At 56.3% G+C, this 19381-nt stretch carries 17 protein-coding genes; 12 read left to right on the forward strand and 5 right to left on the reverse strand.

Translation table 11 applies throughout. The features are described 5' to 3' along the window. Both AC2FND_RS12040 and AC2FND_RS12045 read right to left on the reverse strand, forming a co-directional pair. Positions 1-496, reverse strand: a 496-nt coding sequence (locus AC2FND_RS12040) for an aminotransferase class I/II-fold pyridoxal phosphate-dependent enzyme (protein WP_496769950.1), incomplete at its 3' end; no start/stop codon positions are given. A gap of 110 nt (positions 497-606) precedes the next feature. Beyond that, positions 607-1170 carry a helix-turn-helix domain-containing protein gene (locus tag AC2FND_RS12045; RefSeq protein WP_209507187.1) on the reverse strand — a complete coding sequence of 188 codons (564 nt, stop codon included), beginning with the start codon at positions 1168-1170 and terminating at the stop codon, positions 607-609. A 116-nt stretch (positions 1171-1286) separates the two neighbouring features. Between AC2FND_RS12045 and AC2FND_RS12050 the strand changes: the two genes are divergently transcribed. After that, the gene (locus AC2FND_RS12050) at positions 1287-2462 is read left to right on the forward strand and encodes an acetyl-CoA C-acyltransferase family protein (protein ID WP_496769953.1); all 1176 of its coding nucleotides are present in this window, start codon (positions 1287-1289) and stop codon (positions 2460-2462) included. 94 nt (positions 2463-2556) lie between these two features. Here AC2FND_RS12050 and ubiB read toward each other — a convergent pair whose 3' ends face one another. Both ubiB and ubiE read right to left on the reverse strand, forming a co-directional pair. Then, on the reverse strand, positions 2557-4086 hold the full coding sequence (gene ubiB, locus AC2FND_RS12055; protein WP_496769955.1) for a 2-polyprenylphenol 6-hydroxylase: 1530 nt from the start codon (positions 4084-4086) through the stop codon (positions 2557-2559). 3 nt (positions 4087-4089) lie between these two features. Beyond that, entirely contained in the window at positions 4090-4842 is a 753-nt protein-coding gene (ubiE, locus tag AC2FND_RS12060) for a bifunctional demethylmenaquinone methyltransferase/2-methoxy-6-polyprenyl-1,4-benzoquinol methylase UbiE (protein WP_209507184.1), read from the reverse strand. A gap of 86 nt (positions 4843-4928) precedes the next feature. Between ubiE and mutM the strand changes: the two genes are divergently transcribed. The 6 genes from mutM (at position 4929) to recF (ending at position 11559) form a co-directional block, all read left to right on the forward strand. Then, positions 4929-5780 (forward strand): bifunctional DNA-formamidopyrimidine glycosylase/DNA-(apurinic or apyrimidinic site) lyase, encoded by an 852-nt coding sequence (gene mutM, locus AC2FND_RS12065; RefSeq protein WP_496769957.1) that lies wholly within the window; start codon positions 4929-4931, stop codon positions 5778-5780. Positions 5781-5846: 66 nt separating this feature from the next. Next, on the forward strand, positions 5847-6623 hold the full coding sequence (gene acuK / locus AC2FND_RS12070; RefSeq protein ID WP_496769959.1) for an acryloyl-CoA hydratase: 777 nt from the start codon (positions 5847-5849) through the stop codon (positions 6621-6623). Between the two features lie 225 nt (positions 6624-6848). Next, positions 6849-7112 (forward strand): 30S ribosomal protein S20, encoded by a 264-nt coding sequence (rpsT, locus tag AC2FND_RS12075; RefSeq protein WP_039541017.1) that lies wholly within the window; start codon positions 6849-6851, stop codon positions 7110-7112. Positions 7113-7669: 557 nt separating this feature from the next. After that, complete coding sequence (gene dnaA / locus AC2FND_RS12080) at positions 7670-9055, forward strand: chromosomal replication initiator protein DnaA (RefSeq protein ID WP_480507240.1); 1386 nt, start codon at positions 7670-7672, stop codon at positions 9053-9055. A gap of 225 nt (positions 9056-9280) precedes the next feature. After that, positions 9281-10402, forward strand: a complete 1122-nt coding sequence (dnaN, locus tag AC2FND_RS12085) for a DNA polymerase III subunit beta (RefSeq protein WP_267363127.1) — start codon at positions 9281-9283, stop codon at positions 10400-10402. A 59-nt stretch (positions 10403-10461) separates the two neighbouring features. Continuing rightward, positions 10462-11559, forward strand: a complete 1098-nt coding sequence (recF, locus tag AC2FND_RS12090) for a DNA replication/repair protein RecF (RefSeq protein ID WP_496769962.1) — start codon at positions 10462-10464, stop codon at positions 11557-11559. On the opposite strand, the gene AC2FND_RS12095 is transcribed toward recF, so the two are convergent. Further along, positions 11556-12122 carry a carboxymuconolactone decarboxylase family protein gene (locus AC2FND_RS12095; protein WP_496769963.1) on the reverse strand — a complete coding sequence of 189 codons (567 nt, stop codon included), beginning with the start codon at positions 12120-12122 and terminating at the stop codon, positions 11556-11558. The genes recF and AC2FND_RS12095 overlap by 4 nt on opposite strands. A 100-nt stretch (positions 12123-12222) precedes the next feature. Between AC2FND_RS12095 and AC2FND_RS12100 the strand changes: the two genes are divergently transcribed. The 5 genes from AC2FND_RS12100 (at position 12223) to AC2FND_RS12120 (ending at position 19368) form a co-directional block, all read left to right on the forward strand. After that, entirely contained in the window at positions 12223-12795 is a 573-nt protein-coding gene (locus tag AC2FND_RS12100; protein WP_496769965.1) for a TetR/AcrR family transcriptional regulator, read from the forward strand. A gap of 114 nt (positions 12796-12909) precedes the next feature. Further along, positions 12910-15327 carry a DNA topoisomerase (ATP-hydrolyzing) subunit B gene (gene gyrB, locus AC2FND_RS12105; RefSeq protein WP_496769966.1) on the forward strand — a complete coding sequence of 806 codons (2418 nt, stop codon included), beginning with the start codon at positions 12910-12912 and terminating at the stop codon, positions 15325-15327. 302 nt (positions 15328-15629) lie between these two features. Beyond that, on the forward strand, positions 15630-16226 hold the full coding sequence (locus tag AC2FND_RS12110) for a TetR/AcrR family transcriptional regulator (RefSeq protein WP_496769968.1): 597 nt from the start codon (positions 15630-15632) through the stop codon (positions 16224-16226). Positions 16227-16346: 120 nt separating this feature from the next. Continuing rightward, a complete protein-coding gene (locus AC2FND_RS12115) occupies positions 16347-17453 on the forward strand; it encodes an alkene reductase (protein WP_496769970.1) in 1107 nt (368 codons plus the stop codon). 577 nt (positions 17454-18030) lie between these two features. Next, on the forward strand, positions 18031-19368 hold the full coding sequence (locus tag AC2FND_RS12120; protein WP_496769971.1) for a serine hydrolase domain-containing protein: 1338 nt from the start codon (positions 18031-18033) through the stop codon (positions 19366-19368). Positions 19369-19381: the final 13 nt, after the last annotated feature.

Below are 19381 nucleotides of genomic sequence, written 5' to 3' on the forward strand. Positions count from 1 at the left end.
GCTTCAGCCACGCTTCAAGGTCATTCATGTCATTGTTCAGATAGCGATAGCGCTTGGCCTTGCACAGCCGCACCCCGTCAATGATAGAGGCGTGGTTCAGACTGTCCGAAATGATGGCATCTTCAGGCCCCAGCAACGGTTCGAACAGCCCGCCATTGGCATCAAAACAGGCCGCGAACAGGATCGCATCGTCCTTGTTCAGGAACTTGGCCAACCGCTGTTCCAGTTCACGGTGAATATCCTGCGTCCCGCAAATGAACCGGACCGAGGCCATGCCGAAACCCTTCGGACCCATCGCATTGGTTGCGGCCTCGATCAGCGCGGGGTGATCCGCAAGACCCAGATAGTTGTTGGCGCACAGGTTGATCACCCGTTTGCCGCCCACCGTAATCTCACCGCCCTGAGGCGAGGTGATCATTCGTTCGCGCTTGTACAGCCCTTCGGATTCGATCTGCGCGAGTGTGTCCGTGATGTGGGACAGGAATGCATCTGCCATGGCGACCTCCGTTCAACTGAGTCGCACATCTAACATAGCGGATGAATTTCCCAAATAGGGGAATTTCAATATACAGGAAAAATTTCCGTGAAGGCGGAAAATTGCTGATGTCAGGCGTTCTTTACGATCAAAAACACCCGCGCAGGTTCTTTGGCCGAGATGGAATGCACGATATCCGCGGCATAGCGGGCGGTGTCCCCTTGGCTCAGTTCCGAAACGGCACTGCCCGATGTAACCTTGACGGTGCCTTCCAGCACTGTCAGCTGTTCGTGCGCGCCGCGCGCATGGGGCTGACTGTTCAAGGCCCCGCCTGTGTCGAACTCGATATCATAAACCTCATGACCTCCGGCCTCTTCCGGTGGGGACAGGATGCGAATGCGACAGTTCTGCCCCATATTGTCGATGCTGGGCACCTCGGACGCGCGCAGCACCTCGATTTGATCGCTGGCTTTTGAACCTTCCAGAAGACCGGCAAAATCCACCTGTAGCGCACGTGTCAGGTTCCAGAGGGTCGAGATCGTTGGGCTGCTTTCCCCGCGTTCGATCTGGCTAACCATGGATCTGGATACGCCACTGAGGTTTGCGACTGCTTCCAGCGACAGTCCTTTGGCCCGGCGTGCTTCTTTCAGGCGGGCGGGCAAAAGGTTCAGGATATCGTCTGTGTTCTCCGTCATGACGGAATCCATGCGTATTGGGACCTCGCTTGTCAATTCCATCCGTGACGGCACGTCCTATAGGACAGAATAATGCTGCGTGTGCATACTGACGACGATTCCAAGAGGAGAAAGACATGACAGACATCGTATTGCTGGATGGTGCGCGCACCGCGATTGGAACTTTCGGTGGCGCACTTGCGTCAACCGCGCCCATTGATCTGGCGACGGTGGTCACCGAAGCCGCCTTGGAGCGGTCTGGGGTAGAAGGTGCTCAGATCGGGCATGTTGTATTTGGCCATGTCATCAACACCGAACCTCGGGACATGTACCTGTCGCGCGTGGCCGCGATGCAGGCCGGAATTCCGAACGGCACCCCTGCGATGAATGTAAATCGGCTGTGCGGTTCGGGGGCACAGGCGATCGTGTCAGCAGTGCAATCCTTGATGCTTGGCGATGCCGATTTCGCCGTGGCAGGTGGCGCAGAAAGCATGTCGCGCAGCCCTTACATTGTTCCACAGGCGCGCTGGGGCGCGAAAATGGGTGATGTCACATCGCTGGACATGATGCTGGGTGCATTGAACTGCCCCTTTGGCACAGGGCACATGGGCGTGACGGCCGAGAACGTTGCCGATGAACACCAGATCAGTCGTGAACAGATGGACGAGTTTGCCATGACCAGCCAGACCCGCGCGGCAGCTGCAATTGAAGCCGGATATTTCGAAAGCCAGATCGTGCCCGTTCAGGTGAAGGTCAAGCGTGACATGGTGGATTTCAAAGTTGATGAGCATCCAAAAGCGACGACAGCCGATGCGCTGGCCGGGTTGCGACCGGTGTTCAAAAAAGATGGGCGTGTGACGGCGGGCAATGCGTCGGGCATCAACGACGGCGCGGCGGCGATGGTTCTGGCAACGGCGGACGCGGCGGAAAAGGCCGGATTGAAGCCAAAAGCGCGCGTGATCGGATATGCACATGCTGGCGTGCGCCCTGAAGTCATGGGTATTGGTCCGGTACCGGCCGTTCAGAACCTGTTCAAAAAGACGGGTTTGTCGGCGGAAGATTTTGATGTGATCGAAAGCAACGAAGCATTTGCCGCGCAGGCGCTGGCCGTCAATCAGGAGCTAGGGTTGGATGCGGCGAAGGTGAACCCGAATGGAGGCGCGATAGCGCTGGGGCACCCTGTAGGCGCGACGGGCGCCATCATTACCATGAAGACGCTTTATGAGTTGGAGCGCACAGGCGGATCAAAAGGGTTGATCACCATGTGTATTGGTGGCGGTCAGGGGATTGCCATTGCCATCGAGCGGCTCTGATCCGGGTCTGGCAAGGGGGGCTGTCTGCCCCCCATCGCGCAAAGCGCGATTCCCCCCGAGGATATTTTCGGCCAGATGAAGCTGTGGATCACAATCAGCCGAGTGTGGCGATCAGCAAAACAGCAGCTGCGCCGACAAAAGCGCCGATAGCGGCGGGCAATACTTTTTGCATCAGTCCGGGATTATCCGGCTCATCTTTGTGTGTCTGCGCAATCAATGCATCTTCGACCAGCGTCGGCAGTCGTGGGCCAAAGCGCGCCAGAACCAAAGCTGTTTTGGCAAAGTCACGAAGCGCGGCGCGCGGGCCGATGGATTGTTTGATGTAATCTTCGACCACGGGGCGGGCAACTTCCCAGATATTGATGTGGTCATCCAGAGACCGGGCTACACCTTCAACCACGACCATCGTGCGCTGTAGAAGGATCAGCTCGGTTCGGGTTTCCATGCCAAAACGCTCTGTCACTTCGAACAGATAGCTTAGCAAACGGCCCATCGAAATATGCGAGGCATCCATACCGAAGATGGGTTCGCCAACCGCCCGCAGGGCGCGGGCGAATTCGTCGACGTCCTGATGTGCAGGAACGTAACCGGCTTCGAAATGCACTTCGGCCACGCGCTTATAGTCGCGGCGGATGAAACCGAACAGTATCTCGGCATAGACACGGCGCGTGTATTCGTCGATATGGCCCATGATACCGTAATCATAAGCGATGATATCACCGTTGGCGGCGACCTTGAGGTTGCCCTGATGCATATCGGCGTGGAAATAGCCGTCGCGCAGGGCGTGAAGAAGGAACAGGCGCAGCACACGTTCAGCCAGGTCGCGGCGATCGTGGCCAGCGGCGTCCAGTGCGTCATTTTCACCCAATGGAACACCGTCGGCCCAGCTGAGTGTCATCACGCGCCGTGCCGACAGTGACCACAATATGGGCGGCAGCCAGAACCCTTTGTCGTCTTTTGTGTTGGCCGCATATTCCGAGGCAGCAGCGCTTTCCAGACGCAGATCCAGTTCACCCCGTACAACGCCATCGAAATGTTCAATGACCTCCATCGGGCGCAATCGGCGGGCACCGGGCGCAAACAAATCGACGATGCGGGCGGCGAAGTAGAACGCATCTACATCCTTGCGAAAGGCGCGTTCGATATTGGGACGCAGGACTTTGACGGCCACGTCTTCTCCGGTGCTCGCAAGCTTGGCCTTGTGGACCTGTGCGATCGAAGCGGCAGCTATGGGTTCACTGAATTCGCTGAATATCTCGGCAACAGGTTGCCCCAGTTCCCTTTCTACTTCGGCCAAAGCCTCGGCTTTTGAGAACGGCGGCAGTTTGTCTTGCAAAACACGAAGTTGCACAGCCAGTTCATCGCCTACAACATCCGGGCGTGTCGAAAGCACCTGACCAAACTTGATGTAGGCCGGGCCCAGGGCGGTGAGCGCACGTGTTGCAGGCGGCATCTTTGGGTTGCCCTTGTAACCCAGCCACCAAAACGGTTTGCCTAGAGCGTGGGCAAGAAATCGGATAGCCTGTGGCGCCTCGAACGCGTCGAGGACCACATTCATGGCACCGGTGCGCTCAAGCGTGGCGCCCGTTCGGATCAGGCGGATGATGTTGTGGGGACCGCGCATGCGTCAGATCTTCCAGCCGGAATGCAGCGCGGCGATACCCATGCTGAGATTGCGGAATTTCGCGTTTTCGAAGCCAGCGGTTCGGACCATGTTCAGGAAGGTTTCCTGATCGGGGAACTTGCGGATCGACTCCACCAGATACTGATAGCTGTCGTAATCATTCGCGATCAGCTTTCCCATGCGTGGAATGACATTGAAGCTGTAGAGGTCATAGAGCTTTTGCAGCCCGTCATTGGGAAGCTGACTGAACTCCAGCACCATCAGGCGGCCACCAGGTTTCAGAACGCGAAAGGCTTCGTTCAGGGCCTCTTGCGGGCGGGTCACGTTCCGGATGCCGAACGAGATCGTGTAGACATCAAAGGTGTTGTCTTCGAACGGCAGGGCCATAGCGTCGCCCACCACCCAGTTCAGGCTGTCGGCCATCTGGTCGGCTTCGGCGCGTTGCCGTCCTTCGACCAGCATGGGTTCTGTCAGATCAAGAACCGTGGCATGGCCATAGCCTGCGCGTTTCAGAAAGCGAAAGGAAATGTCACCGGTTCCGCCTGCAACATCCAGCAAACGCTGATCGGGGCGTGGCGCCAACCAGTCCATCATCGCATCTTTCCAGACCCGGTGGATACCCATCGACATGACATCGTTCATCACGTCATATTTCGAGGCGACCGAGTTGAACACGCCCTGCACGCGCCCGGCCTTGTCAGCCTCGCGTACGGTTTCGAACCCGAAATGAGTGGTGTTGTCGCTGTTGTCGGACATAAGCCTTGCCGTTTGTCGAATTTCGCTTCTGTTATAGGGCTCTGGAAGCGGGGCACAATGCGGCCCTTTGGAATAGGAGCCCTGTAATGCCAGAATTGCCCGAGGTCGAGACCGTAAGACGCGGCCTGAGCCCTGCGATGGAGGGGGTCGAGATTGAAAGGGCGGATGTGAATCGCCCGGATCTGCGCTGGCCACTTCCTGAACGCATGGCAGAACGGCTGACCGGGCAGCGGGTGGATCGGTTGCGGCGGCGGTCAAAATACATTCTGGCCGACCTCAGCAGTGGCGAGACCTTGTTGATCCATCTGGGGATGTCGGGGCGAATGACGGTGTCAGGCGATCCACTAGGTCATTTCCTGCGCGAACATCCGGCCGCTGAGAAACATGACCATGTTGTTTTTCACATGGCCAACGGGGCGCGTATCACCTTTAACGATCCACGCCGGTTCGGGGCGATGGACCTTCTGCCCACAGCTACGGCCGAGGATCACAAGCTTCTGGCGGTTCTGGGACCGGAGCCCTTGGGCAATGATTTCCATGAGCAACACCTGATTGAAGCGTTCAAAGGCAGGAGTACTCCTGTCAAATCAGCCCTTCTGGATCAGGGAATCGTTGCTGGGTTGGGCAATATCTATGTTTGCGAAGCGCTTTATCGCGGCAAGGTGTCGCCACGTCGTAAAGCAGGGCAAATATCTGCGGCACGTGTATCGTCGCTGGTACCGACCATTCGGAAGGTGTTGCGGGACGCGATCGAAGCAGGCGGATCATCCCTGCGGGATTTCCGGCAAGCCGATGGAGAACTTGGATATTTTCAGCATAGCTTTGATGTCTACGGCCGCGAAGGAAAGCCCTGCCGGACCGAGGGTTGCAATGGTCTGATCCAGAGAATCACCCAGTCCGGTCGCTCATCCTTCTACTGTGCGCAATGCCAAAGATAGCTTGATCCAGAGAATTCGCGTGGTAAGGACTCGTAACTGAACGGAACAACCGGAAGCTTTTTTCTCATGGCTTTTGAGACGATCATCGTCGAAATCGAAGACCACGTCGCCCTAATCAAACTCGACAGACCGGATGCGTTGAATGCGCTGAACTCCCAGTTGCTGGGTGAGTTGTGTACTGCGCTGGAAGAGGCGGACAGCAACGACAAGGTGCGTTGCATCGTCATCACCGGATCGGACAAGGCCTTTGCTGCTGGCGCGGACATCCGGGAAATGTCCGAGATGAGCTTTGTAGATGTCTACACCACCAACCTTTTTGCTGATGCAAACGATCGGGTTTCGGCGATTCGCAAACCGATCATCGCTGCTGTTGCGGGCTATGCTCTGGGTGGGGGATGCGAGTTGGCAATGCTCTGCGATTTCATCATTGCTGCGGACACTGCCAAATTCGGTCAGCCTGAAATCAACCTTGGCGTAATAGCAGGGTTGGGCGGCACCCAGCGTTTGACGCGCTTTGTCGGCAAGTCCAAGGCGATGGACATGAACCTGACCGGTCGGTTCATGGACGCGGACGAAGCCGAGCGCGCTGGTTTGGTCAGCCGGGTCGTACCAGCCAAGAAACTGATCGACGAAGCCGTCGGTGCGGCGCAAAAAATATCGGAGAAATCGGCGCTGACGGCAGCTGCGGCAAAAGAAGCGGTCAATCGCAGTTACGAGCTTCCGCTGAGTGAAGGCATGCTGTTTGAGCGCCGCGTCTTCCATTCCATGTTTGCCACCGAAGACCAGAAAGAGGGCATGGCGGCGTTTCTTGAAAAGCGGGCTGCACAGTTTCGCGACAAGTAAATCGCAAGAGATTAATGAAAGGCGGGCGTTGCCCGCCTTTTCTTTGCCGGGTCTGTGAGTTCCAAGAATCGGCTTGGCAATCCTTGAAATGTTAGGTATTGAGCGCCGCAATACATGCGCGTGCGGCCCGCTTGGCCCGACTCACACTCGTGATTTCTGATCCGGTGCGGATATATCCGTGGCGCGCAACCCTTGATAACCGTACCGAACGAAGGTCAGAGACACATGGCAAATTCGCCCCAGGCAAAGAAACGCGCCCGTCAGAACGAAAAGCGTTTCGCAGTTAACAAAGCGCGTCGTTCGCGCATCCGCACCTATCTGCGTAAAGTCGAAGAAGCGATTGCATCCGGTGATAAAGATGCGGCAACCGCAGCATTGCGCGCCGCCCAACCCGAATTGATGCGTGGCGTCACCAAAGGCGTGTTCCACAAGAACACTGCTGCACGTAAAATGTCGCGCCTGTCGGCCCGGGTCAAAGCTCTGGGCTAAAGCCTGCGGGTTACCTTGGGTCAAGTCAGCAAGGCTGAACTAATGTCAAAGGCGCTGCGCATTGCGGCGCCTTTTTTCGTGTTGCCGGAATACCGCGCCTTCACAAGACCGAGAGATTCTTTCGACCAAAGTCCCGAGTCAATATCAGAGTTTCGTTGCCGCGCCCTATTTCAAGTTGCTACCACTGATGTCAGCGATTCACTCGCTTGGGGGGACAGGCTGTTTACTCGATCGGACTGACGGGCATCAGATCGATCTGGAAACATTCGTCGACGACTGGCGCAAGCTGGGCTGCCGATCTGCCGCGAAGTCCGGGATTATCCGGGGTTCTCGGCCCTGTCTGAAAATTGAGATTGTGACGTGCAGCCCGAGTTTCGGGACGCTTATGTATTGTTGAGCGTCAAAAATCCGGATGCACCGAACTTTCAGGGGCAATCCCCGCCAAACCGTTAGGTTTGGCGACAGGTTCCCTTTGGGCGTGTGAATGCAAGACCGTACAACCGGTTTCGTATGATAAGGCCGGCAGGCCAAAAAGAATGGGATGCGTGAGGCGCTGAATGACACAAGAGAAATGGGGACTACTGCGTAACAAATTGCTGAAGGCTGTCGGTCGGAATAATTTCACCACATGGATCGAGCCTCTGGAATTTAAAGAGCTGCAGGATGGTGTGGCGGTTTTTTCCGTGCCAACGAACTTTATGGGGAACTACGTCAGCCAGAATTTTGCGGACCTAATCTTGTACGAGCTCAATACGGCTGGGGAAACCGTTCAGCGCCTGGACTTCCGTGTTGCTGCCAACTCGCCCGCGCGCCCCAAGCCCGCAGCCAAGGTGGTCACCGAACCTCAGCCAGAGCCGGTACCCTTGGCCGCGACGGATAGTCCGCAGAACGCTTTGGAGTCGTTGCAGGCCGCGCCGCTGGATTCGCGTTTCACCTTTGACAGTTTCGTGGTGGGCAAACCCAACGAGTTGGCCCATGCTGCCGCGCGCCGCGTGTCCGAAGGTGGCCCGGTAACATTCAACCCGCTTGTTCTGTATGGTGGAGTGGGTCTGGGTAAGACCCACCTGATGCATGCCATTGCCTGGGAGCTGAAAACCAAGCATCCGGAACTGAATGTCCTGTACCTGTCAGCCGAACAGTTCATGTATCGCTTCGTGCAGGCCCTGCGGGAACGCCGGATGATGGATTTCAAGCATTTGTTCCGTTCGGTCGATGTGCTGATGGTCGACGACGTGCAGTTCATTGCCGGAAAGGATTCTACTCAGGAAGAGTTTTTCCATACGTTCAATGCGCTGGTGGATCAGAACAAGCAGATCATCATTTCGGCCGACCGCGCCCCGGGCGAAATCAAGGACCTGGAAGATCGTGTAAAGTCGCGCCTGCAATGTGGTCTGGTCGTTGACCTGCATCCGACCGACTATGAATTGCGTCTAGGCATTCTGCAAAACAAGGTCCAGCAATACAGCAGTTCCTATCCTGATCTGACGATTGCCGATGGCGTTCTTGAATTTCTGGCTCATCGTATCTCAACCAATGTCCGCGTGCTGGAAGGTGCTCTGACACGTCTGTTTGCTTTTGCCTCGCTGGTTGGGCGCGAGATCGACATGGAGTTGACGCAGGATTGTCTGGCGGATGTCCTGCGCGCATCCGAACGCAAGATCACGGTTGAGGAGATTCAGCGGAAAGTATCCGAATACTACAACATCCGCATGTCCGATATCATCGGTCCCAAGCGCCTGCGATCCTACGCGCGCCCCCGTCAGGTGGCGATGTATCTTTGCAAGCAGCTGACCAGCCGATCACTGCCAGAGATCGGCCGTCGGTTCGGCGGGCGCGACCACACCACGGTCATGCATGGCGTCAAGCGCATTGAAGAGCTGAAACTGACCGATGGCCAGATCGCTGAAGATGTGGAGATGCTGCGTCGGTCTCTCGAAGCCTGAACCGGGCCAGCAGTGCAAAGAAACGCGCCGGGGCTTCTGCGCCGGGGCGTTTTTTGTGCGTAATAATCCACGGTTGCACCAGAACTGAGGCCTGTGGGGCACGCCGCACTTGACGGTTGCTGCATTCCGACCCAGAAATCCGTAAAAAATCCTTGTGCCTCGGGGTGGAACCGCTAACGTGCCAGTCCCGCCCATGTCGGTACGCAAGTCAGAGGAATTGAGGGTATGAAGATCAGCATTGAACGCGGCACCCTTCTTAAGGCCGTTTCGCAGGCCCAGTCCGTTGTAGAACGTCGCAATACCATTCCCATACTTGCCAATGTCCTGATCGAGGCCGAAGGCGATCAGGTCCAGTTCCGCGCCACCGATCTGGATATCGAAGTGGTCGATAAGGCACCCGCACAGGTCGAAAAGGCAGGCGCGACGACCGTTGCGGCAACAACCTTGCATGAGATTGTGCGCAAACTGCCCGACGGTGCGCTGGTGACACTGACTGCTGACAGCGCCGCTGGACGGCTGACAGTTGAAGCGGGGCGGTCGAATTTTTCGCTGGCGACACTGCCGAAGGAAGATTTTCCGGTGATGGCATCGTCTGAGTATCAATCGAATTTCACCGCTTCGGCGGCATTGCTGCGCCGGTTGTTTGACAAGTCGAAATTCGCCATCTCGACCGAAGAGACCCGGTACTATCTGAACGGTGTCTACATGCATGTGGCAGATGGGTCCGAGGGTGGAAAAGTGTTGCGTTGTGTGGCCACCGATGGCCACCGGCTTGCGAGGATCGACGCAGATTTGCCGGATGGCGCGGCGGATATGCCGGGCGTGATCGTGCCCCGCAAAACAGTGGGCGAGTTGCGCAAGCTGCTGGATGACGACGAGATGGATATCGCCGTTTCGGTCAGTGAAACCAAGGTACGCTTTGCCACGCCGGATATCACGCTGACGTCGAAGGTTATTGACGGCACCTTCCCCGACTACACACGCGTTATCCCGCAAGGAAACACCCGCAAGCTTGAAGTGGATGCTGCTGAATTCGCGCAGGCCGTGGATCGCGTGGCAACTGTTTCGTCGGAGCGGTCGCGGGCAGTGAAGTTGCAATTGGAAGGCGACAAGCTGATCTTGTCGGTGAATGCACCTGACAGTGGCGCCGCCGAGGAAGAACTGGCCGTCGCTTACGGGGATGAGCGGTTGGAGATCGGGTTCAACGCCAAATACCTGTTGGAGATTGCGTCTCAGGTGGATCGTGAGAATGCAGTTTTCCTGTTCAACTCGGCTGGTGACCCGACATTGATGCGCGAAGGCAACGACCTGAGCGCCGTATACGTCGTCATGCCGATGCGCGTCTGATCGCGCGGACGCGCGATGCCTCCGGCGGGAGTATTTTTGAAAAGATGAAGGGAGGGGTCATGGGATTGGCCCTGACCGAGCTTACGGTCTCGCATTTTCGATCTCATAAGCTGGCGCGGTTGTCTCTGGACGGGCGACCCGTTGCCATTCACGGGCCTAACGGTGCGGGGAAGACCAACATTCTTGAAGCGGTGTCGTTGTTTTCACCCGGTCGCGGGATGCGGCGGGCGAGTGCAGCCGAGATGACCCGGCGGCCCGAAGCGTTGGGTTGGAAACTGTCCGGGTTGCTGGACGCTCAGGGGCAGCGTTTTGAAATCGAAACCTGGTCCGAGGGCGGCGCAGCGCGACAGGTGCGAATTGATGGCAAGTCGGCGACCCAGATCGATCTGGGAAAACTTGCGCGGGTTGTCTGGCTGACCCCGTCTATGGACCGTCTGTGGATTGAAGGAGCTGAAGGGCGCCGTCGGTTTCTGGACCGTATTGCGCTGAGTTTTGACCCAGCCCACGCTGAAACATCGCTGATCTACGAAAAAGCGATGCGCGAACGTAACCGCCTGCTGAAAGAGCAGGTCAGGGACGCGCATTGGTATGCCGCGCTTGAAGGGCAGTTGGCCGAGACGGGGCACCGCATCCATACCGCGCGGTTGAGGTCGCTGGATCTTCTGCGGGCAGCGCAGGACCGGGCGGAAACGGTGTTCCCTTCGGCTGAACTGGAATTGGTGCAAACCGAAGGCGCAATGCCCGAGACGGCGGAAGACTTGCGAGACGCGTTGGGCGAGAGCCGGTTTAGGGATCTGGCAGCGGGCCGGACCCTGGTGGGGCCGCATCGGTCCGACCTGTATGGTGTGTTCGCGGCCAAGGGCGTGCCGGCAAGGGAGTGTTCCACTGGTGAGCAGAAAGCGCTCTTGGTGTCGCTGATCCTGTCCAATGCGCGGGCGCTGGCGGCGATCTTGGGCGCACCTCCGATCGTTCTGCTGGATGAAGTGGCCGCGCATCTGGATGCTGGGCGGCGTGCAGCGCTTTATGACGAGATTTGCGCGCTGGGCGCTCAGGCCTGGATGACGGGCACCGGACCTGAACTGTTTGCGGAATTGGGCGACCGGGCCCAGACGCTGATCGTGACCGAAAGCGATGAGGGTTCGGTCGTGACTGCTTAGGCCAGTTCGCTGACTTTACGTTCCCACAGAAAGCCGCGCATAACCTCGTCCACTGGGGTTTTGGCCATGTGGTTAACGTAGTTCGACATGGTTTTCTGGGCCAGACCCAGCACGACATCCAGAACCGCGCGATGGGAATAACCCGCGTCAAAGAACGCCTGAAGCTGATCTTCGGTCGGGTTGCCGCGGGTTTCCATCACTTGCAGGGTGAAGGTGCGCAGTGCTTCGAGTTTGGCTGAAGGCAGTGGGGTTTCATTGCGCAGGGCGTCTGAGACCTCGTCCGATATCTTCATCATCTTGGCGATACCGGTGTGGGCGGGCACGCAGTAGTGGCACTCGTTTTCCACATTGATGGTCTGCCAGACGACGGTTTTCTCATCATTGTCGAAATCAGTTTGCAGGAACAGGCCGTGCAAAATCTGGTAGCCTTCCAGATGTTGAGGGCTTTCGGCCATGACCTTATGCAGGCCGGGCAAGCGACCAAAAGCGGCCTGAGACTTTTGCAGCAGCGGTTTGGACGCTTCAGGCGCGGTTTCGAGGTCGTGAGACGGGAAATTGGCCATGTCGGAACTCCTGTTTCTGGCGCGATGGGTCGTATTTAGGGTTTCTTGAGTGATCGCTCAAGTATATATTTGAGTGAACGTTCAAGAATTGGTGATGCTGATGCCCCGCAAACCCGCATACGATCGTGACGTGTTGATCACGAAGGCGAAGGATATCTTCTGGCGTCAGGGCTGGGCTGGTACGTCGCTGAAGGATCTGGAGCGGGAACTGAAGCTGAAGCCCGGCAGTTTTTATGCGGCGTTCGGGTCGAAAGATGCGCTCTATGCGCTGACGCTGGAGAGCTATACGCAAGAAGGTTTGGCGCGTCTAAAGGCCCTGGCGGAAAAACTGGGCCCGAAGGAGGCGCTGAAAGCACAGCCCCGATTGGTGATCGAAGCAGCCGAGACCCCGGCAAAGGCCTGCATGTTGGCAAAGACATATGCCGAGTTGAAGGCGAAGGATCATGTCCTTGCGGATCAGGCGGCGCATTACATGGCGGAAATGAAAGACTGTTTCGCTGATCTGTTTCGCAAGGCTCAGGATGCCGGTGAAATCGGGGCAGGACGTGATCCGGATCGTTTGGCGGCCAGGTATCAGTCAGACATTCTGGGGCTGCGCTTGTCCGCTGAACGCACAGACGTTGATGCGGCGCAAATTGCAGCGGATATCGCGTCTGATATCGATCGTTTGTGAGCCTCTCTCGGGGCGGCAAAAAACGATCCGGAAAACCACAAAATATTGGGGGATGGCGTGACAATCCCTACCAGAAAACGTATAAGTTACCAAAATAATATAGGTACTGACTGAATGTCCGAAGACGCACAGGCCCCTCAAGAATACGGCGCAGATTCTATTAAGGTTCTCAAAGGCTTGGAGGCAGTTCGCAAACGCCCCGGCATGTATATCGGGGACACGGATGATGGCTCGGGTCTGCACCATATGGTATATGAGGTTGTCGACAACGGGATTGACGAGGCTTTGGCGGGTCATGCCGACCATGTGACGGTGAAAATTCACGCCGATTCCAGTGTTTCTGTCAGCGACAATGGGCGTGGTATTCCGGTGGACATCCACCCGGAAGAAGGCGTGTCGGCGGCCGAGGTGATCATGACCCAGCTGCACGCCGGTGGGAAATTCGACAGCAATTCGTACAAGGTGTCGGGCGGCCTGCACGGTGTGGGTGTTTCCGTTGTGAATGCGCTTTCGGATTGGTTGGAACTGCGCGTCTGGCGCAATGGCAAAGAGCATGTCGCGCGTTTTGAAGGTGGCGAAACCGCTGAGCACCTGAAGGTTGTCGGTGAATGCGGAGATCGGACAGGAACAGAAGTGCGGTTTCTGGCTTCGACCGATACATTCTCGAACCTCGAATACTCATTCGAGACATTGGAAAAACGCCTGCGCGAACTGGCTTTCCTGAATTCGGGCGTTCGGATCATCCTGATTGACGAGCGTCCGGCGGAACGGCTGGAAACCGAGCTGTTCTATGAAGGTGGCGTCAAGGAGTTCGTTAAGTACCTCGACCGGTCCAAAACCCCTGCCATGTCCGAGCCGATCTATATCAAGGGCGAGCGCGACGATATCGGTGTGGAGATCGCAATGTGGTGGAATGACAGCTATCACGAATCTGTCCTGCCCTTTACCAACAATATTCCTCAGCGAGATGGCGGCACCCATGTGGCAGGTTTCCGTGGTGCCTTAACCCGGACGATCAACAACTACGCGCAGTCCAGCGGGATTGCGAAAAAGGAAAAGGTCAGCTTTACCGGTGATGACGCGCGCGAAGGTCTGACCTGTGTGCTGTCGGTCAAAGTGCCTGATCCGAAATTCTCGTCACAGACGAAAGACAAGCTGGTCAGTTCCGAGGTTCGCCCGGCGGTTGAAGGTCTGATGAACGAAAAACTTGCCGAGTGGTTTGAAGAAAACCCGACCGAGGCCAAAGCGATCGTCGGCAAGATCATCGAGGCCGCTCTGGCGCGCGAAGCCGCGCGAAAGGCGCGTGAACTAACCCGCCGCAAAACGGCGATGGATGTGAACTATCTGGCGGGCAAGCTGAAGGATTGTTCCGAAAAGGACCCGTCCAAAACCGAAGTCTTCCTTGTCGAGGGGGATTCAGCGGGTGGATCTGCGCAAACGGGCCGGGACCGTCTGACACAAGCGGTTCTGCCTCTGCGCGGTAAGATCCTGAACGTGGAACGCGCGCGGTTTGACCGGATGTTGTCTTCGCAAGAGATTGGTAATCTTGTCATGGCGCTGGGTACCGGTATTGGCCGTGATGAGTTCAACATTGAAAAGCTGCGTTACCACAAAATCGTCATCATGACCGATGCGGATGTGGACGGCGCGCATATCCGAACTCTGCTGCTGACGTTCTTCTACCGGCAAATGCCCGAGTTGATCGAAGGTGGATATCTCTATATCGCGCAGCCGCCGCTCTATAAGGTTTCGCGCGGTAAATCAGAGGTTTATCTGAAGGATCAGGCGGCTCTGGACGATTATCTCGTCAACCAGGGGGTCGAGGGCGCCGTACTGAAACTGGGATCGGGCGAAGAGATCATTGGTCAGGACCTGGCCCGGGTGGTGGACGAAGCGCGCCAGTTGAAACGCGTTCTGGACGCCTTCCCGACGCACTACCCGCGCCACATTCTGGAACAGGCCGCTGTTGCCGGTGCCTTTGTGCCGGGTGCGGTGGATGCCGATCTGCAAGGGGTGGCTGACAAGGTTGCCGCCCGTCTGGACCTGATCGCGTTGGAGTATGAGCGTGGCTGGCAGGGCCGGATCACGCAGGATCACGGAATTCGGCTGGCCCGCATTCTGCGTGGTGTCGAAGAGGTTCGCACCTTGGACGGCCCGATGTTGCGGTCGGGGGAGGCCCGCAAAACAGGCAGCTTCACGCAAAGCCTGCAAGAGGTCTACAACACCTCGGCCACGTTGATCCGCCGTGATCGTAGCCAATTGATCCACGGTCCGCTGGACCTGTTGCGCGCCATTCTGGAAGAAGGGGAAAAGGGCCTATCCCTACAGCGCTACAAAGGTCTGGGAGAGATGAACCCCGACCAGCTTTGGGAAACAACTTTGGACCCGGATGCGCGCACGCTGCTACAAGTGCGCGTTGACGATATGGTGGAAGCCGACGATCTGTTCACCAAGCTAATGGGTGATGTTGTCGAACCTCGTCGGGAATTTATCCAGAAGAACGCCTTGAGCGTCGAAAATCTGGATTTCTGACGGTTGTTTGTTCGATGGGTTCTATGTGGCATGCAAACCTATGGGCAAACGCTGCGCGGGGTCATGGACGAAATTGCAAGATTATCTTTCGAGAAATCAATGCCGGAGATGCAGTGTTAGGAGCGCACCTGCATGGTGTGAACCAACAATCAAACCGGGCAGTTAAATCGGGTCAACCAACGTGAGGTTTTTCATTCTTTCCGGCCTATACTCCTGTATCTGATCGCAATATGGACTGACTGTTCCAAAAAACTTCCCACCGGCACCTTGAATTTCCGGACTGATCATTCCAAATCTTACTCATGAGCAAAGATACCCTTTCAGCTGGTGGAATCAAAACACCCGCAGGCCCAGGTCGGCCCCGTGCCTTTGACGAAGCCGAGGCCTTGGAAAACGCTTTGTGCGTATTTTGGCACAAAGGCTACGAGACAGCATCCGTGGATGATCTGACAAAGGCCATGGGTTTGAGTCGCTCCAGCTTCTATGGAACATTCGGCAACAAGCAGGCTTTGTTTCACAAAGCCCTCAGCCACTATTCAAGGCGTGGTTTGAAAAATCTGCGTGACGTCGCGGCCGCAGGCGGAGATGACCCTGTTGGTGCAATAATGGAAGCTTTGGCGAACCCGCAGGGCGGTCGTGACGGTTGCATGCTGATCAATTGCCTTACGGAGCTTGCTCCGCATGATGATGAAGTGGCGGATCTCGGGCGACGCCATTTGGAGAGTATCGACGAAATTATTGCGAGAGCGCTTGAGCCTTCGGATCCGGGACAGGCGCTCGACAAGGCTCGCGCCTATGCCTCCCTTGCGATCGGCACGCTGGCTTTACGAAAGGCGGGCGTTCCCGACGAGCAGATATCGCAAACCCTGAAACAAGCTCGGTTGGTGATATCACCGTAGGCCACCCTAACCATGAGGGCATGAGACGTGACGAAAGCTTTAACAAGGAACCTCGACTACAAATTTGGACTAAATAGTCCAAAAATGTCTGAACGAAGCAAACCAAAGAAGGAAGCAGCAATGGCTGATGAAAAACTGTTCTCCGGCATCAAAGCTGGTGCAATCGAACTGAAAAACCGCGTTGTCATGGCGCCACTGACCCGCAACCGGGCAAGAGCCGAGGATGACAGCGTCCATGAATTGCAGGTTAAGTACTATGCGCAGCGGGCGGGCGCTGGCCTGATCATCACGGAAGCTTCGCAAATCTCGCCCCAAGGCAAGGGCTATGCCTGGACGCCCGGCATTTATTCCCAAGCGCAGATCGATGGTTGGAAAAAAGTGACTGAGGCTGTCCATGCTGAGGGCGGCAAGATTGTGATCCAGCTTTGGCATGTGGGCCGGATTTCGCATTACAGTTTGCAGCAGGGTGGTGGCGCGCCTGTTGCGCCATCTGCAATTGGCGCTAAGGCCAAGACGTTTGATGGTGAACAGTTTGTTGAAACATCTGAACCGCGGGCTCTGGCCATCGAAGAAATTGCTGGCATTGTTGCGGACTACCGGAGAGCCGCGGAAAACGCCAAGGAAGCGGGTTTCGACGGTGTCGAGATCCATGCAGCCAACGGATACCTTATCGATCAGTTCCTGCGCGATGAGTCCAACAAGCGTGAAGACGAATACGGCGGTCCTATCGAGAACAGGGCACGGTTCCTGCAAGAGGTCACGGATGTGGTTGTCGACGTGTGGGGAGCCGACCGTGTGGGTGTTCGCCTCAGCCCATTCTCGGAAGCCAATAACATTTCCGACAGCGACCCGCAGGCGACATTTGCACATGCGATTAAATTGCTGAATGCCTATGGGTTGGCCTATCTCCATCTCGTAGAAGGACAGACTGGCGGCCCGCGCGATATTCCGGGAGGTTGCGATCTGAAGGCGCTCTATGAATTGTTTGACGGTGCGAAAATGGGCAACAACTCTTACGACCGGGAAATGGCAATCGAAGCGGTTGAATCCGGAGCCGTCGATCTGGTGGCCTTTGGTCGGCCGTTCATTTCCAACCCGGATCTTGTCAGCCGGCTGGAGAAAGACGCCCCGTTGAATGAGTTGGATCCAACTACCCTCTACGGTGGCAATGAAAAAGGGTACACCGATTATCTGTCGCTGGCAGAGGAAGCGGTTGCAGCAGAGTAACACATCGCTTTTTAAGTCGTGGTGACAGGCAATACCATATTGAGTGAGCGCGCTGGTTTGGACGCGCTCACTTCGCGTATTCGGCAATGTCCTTTCTTCGAGCGGGACCCATCACGAGTCTGATAATGGGCTGTTTCCCTCTGATTAGGATTGACTTTTTCCAATCCGAATACCCTCTAGATTGAGGGGGCCAAATTTTCAAAGAAGATAATTGGTGACTACCATTAATTGATCACGTCTCTCGAATTACGCAAGTTTTTGGGAAATCGTGCAGGCTTATGCGCAAATGGCGCGTGAAATTGTGAGCAAAAGTCGTCAGTTTTTTGAGTAAAAAAAATGGTGGGGATGCGGCGTTTTGAGCACTCCTACATGGTATAAAGATCAATGCTCCGCGAGCTGAGGGCTGCGGTCGATTTGCGCTGTTTGCTGATTGAGCGATGTGCAACTTGGAAGGCACTGGCCACGCATTTGTCCACAAGCTCTGACCCATCAATCGACGTAACGAAACTGTGGTAATGCCGGCTCGGTTGCTTCTAACCTTTGCCGCGCGAGGTAGCGGCAGAAATGGTTGCGGCGGATGTTCAGCAAAGTACTAAAAATGACCGGCGGTGCGGTGGTTCTGGGCGGGGTGGCTCTGATTGGCTACCTTTGGTTCGCGCCCCCGGATCTTTTGAAGGTGGGAACCAATTACTCTGCCAAGATCGTGTGTTCGAACGTTTTCATTGCCGGACGGGCTCCGGGCGAAGTTCTGGCCGTGGACGTGCAGGCACCTGGTCATCCGTTGCTGGGGCAAATCTCAATTAAGGTGGATCGTGACGCGCAGACTGTGACGGCGCGGATCTTTCAGTTCTTTGCGCCTGCGACATCGCAGTTTCGTCAGGGGCTTGGCTGCACAAATGTTCATGAGGCTGATCTGAGCAATCAGACACTTTCCACGCCTGATCCGCTGCCAGACGGTCTATGGCCAAACGGGAATGAAGTTGCCTTGTCCCAAGACCCGAAGCTTCAGAATGTCATGTTGAATGACAGTTTGGTGGGCGAAGGATTTCGCGCAGTTGTGGTGGTTCGAAACGGGCGCATCATTGCTGAACGATATGCCGATGGGTTTGATGCGGATACCCCGTTACTGGGCTGGTCCATGACCAAGACAGTTACGGCCGGGTTGATCGGCACCTTGATTGAAGCGGGTCAAATGAGCTTGTCAGATACGCTTGTTGACAGCTTTCCCGATTGGGCCAGCGACGCAAGGCGGGATATTACCGTGGCTGACATGTTGGCGATGACAAGCGGGCTGCAATGGGATGAAGAATACGGGGACGTTTCAGACGTAACACGCATGCTGTATCTTCGTGACGGTATGGCCGAATTTGCTGCCGGGCGCGTTGCTGAATCCAGTATTGGAACGGACTTCAACTACTCCTCGGGCACGTCCACGATGCTGTCGCGTGTTTGGCAGGACAAGTTGGGCGACGGTGGGCTGAGCTATCCGCACAACGCACTATTTGGGCCGATTGGCATGACATCGGTGGTTATCGAGACGGATGTCAGCGATACCTTCATCGGGTCCAGTTATATGTATGCGACGGCGCGTGACTGGGCCCGGTACGGGCAGCTTTTGCTGCAGAAAGGGGTTTGGAGGGGCTCTCGGATATTACCAGAAGGTTATGTGGACTGGATGTTCGAACCGGTTGATGCTTCGGATGGCAAATACGCCAAGGGCCACCTTTGGCTGGAAGCACCCGGAGATTTGCCACCTTTTGAAGATGCGGTCTGGTTGCAGGGGCATGATGGTCAGTCCATCGGTGTTTTCCCCTCTCATGATATGGTGATTGTGCGATTGGGATTGACGCCGTCCCGGCTGGGTTACTCATCCTTGCCGCTGGCCAAGGAACTGATTTCCGCATCCGGAAGCTAGCGTGCCAGGGTGC

The organism is Ruegeria sp. BHSB056, assembly GCF_059613305.1.

Coding starts and splice junctions, on each gene's coding strand:
- AC2FND_RS12050 (WP_496769953.1), top strand. CDS start 1,287: ATGACAGACATCGTATTGCTGGATGGTGCGCGCACCGCGATTGGAACT.
- rpsT (WP_039541017.1), top strand. CDS start 6,849: ATGGCAAATTCGCCCCAGGCAAAGAAACGCGCCCGTCAGAACGAAAAG.
- gyrB (WP_496769966.1), top strand. CDS start 12,910: ATGTCCGAAGACGCACAGGCCCCTCAAGAATACGGCGCAGATTCTATT.
- AC2FND_RS12115 (WP_496769970.1), top strand. CDS start 16,347: ATGGCTGATGAAAAACTGTTCTCCGGCATCAAAGCTGGTGCAATCGAA.
- AC2FND_RS12110 (WP_496769968.1), top strand. CDS start 15,630: ATGAGCAAAGATACCCTTTCAGCTGGTGGAATCAAAACACCCGCAGGC.
- ubiB (WP_496769955.1), bottom strand. CDS start 4,086: ATGCGCGGTCCCCACAACATCATCCGCCTGATCCGAACGGGCGCCACG.
- mutM (WP_496769957.1), top strand. CDS start 4,929: ATGCCAGAATTGCCCGAGGTCGAGACCGTAAGACGCGGCCTGAGCCCT.
- AC2FND_RS12100 (WP_496769965.1), top strand. CDS start 12,223: ATGCCCCGCAAACCCGCATACGATCGTGACGTGTTGATCACGAAGGCG.
- recF (WP_496769962.1), top strand. CDS start 10,462: ATGGGATTGGCCCTGACCGAGCTTACGGTCTCGCATTTTCGATCTCAT.
- dnaA (WP_480507240.1), top strand. CDS start 7,670: ATGACACAAGAGAAATGGGGACTACTGCGTAACAAATTGCTGAAGGCT.
- AC2FND_RS12120 (WP_496769971.1), top strand. CDS start 18,031: ATGTTCAGCAAAGTACTAAAAATGACCGGCGGTGCGGTGGTTCTGGGC.
- AC2FND_RS12045 (WP_209507187.1), bottom strand. CDS start 1,170: ATGACGGAGAACACAGACGATATCCTGAACCTTTTGCCCGCCCGCCTG.
- dnaN (WP_267363127.1), top strand. CDS start 9,281: ATGAAGATCAGCATTGAACGCGGCACCCTTCTTAAGGCCGTTTCGCAG.
- AC2FND_RS12095 (WP_496769963.1), bottom strand. CDS start 12,122: ATGGCCAATTTCCCGTCTCACGACCTCGAAACCGCGCCTGAAGCGTCC.
- ubiE (WP_209507184.1), bottom strand. CDS start 4,842: ATGTCCGACAACAGCGACAACACCACTCATTTCGGGTTCGAAACCGTA.
- acuK (WP_496769959.1), top strand. CDS start 5,847: ATGGCTTTTGAGACGATCATCGTCGAAATCGAAGACCACGTCGCCCTA.